This is a genomic window from Actinoplanes rectilineatus (assembly GCF_000962825.1).
In the GTDB taxonomy this organism is placed as follows: Bacteria; Actinomycetota; Actinomycetes; order Mycobacteriales; family Micromonosporaceae; genus Actinoplanes; species Actinoplanes rectilineatus.
On sequence record NZ_JZKF01000271.1, the window covers coordinates 1 to 323 of the forward strand.

1 rRNA gene is annotated in these 323 nt (G+C 51.4%); it reads left to right on the forward strand.

Annotated elements, in window-relative coordinates:
- Nucleotides 1–323, forward strand: a 23S ribosomal RNA gene (locus tag WH85_RS46380); the annotation flags it as partial.

Below are 323 nucleotides of genomic sequence, written 5' to 3' on the forward strand. Positions count from 1 at the left end.
ACAAACGTGATTCCGTGAGTAGTGGCGAGCGAAAGCGGACGTAGCCTAAACCTTATACGTGTGATACCTGTCAGGGGTTGCGTATTCGGGGTTGTGGGACCTGCTTGAACATACTGACATGTGTTCGAAGAGTTACAAAGCTTATGGTTAGTCGAATGGTGTGGGAAAGCCAGCCGTAGACGGTGAGAGCCCGGTAGACGAAAATTCTAAGCCTCTTTGCAGTGTTCCCGAGTAGCAGCGGACTCCTAGAATCTGCTGTGAATCTGCCAGGACCACCTGGTAAGGCTGAATACTTCCTGGTGACCGATAGCGGACTAGTACCG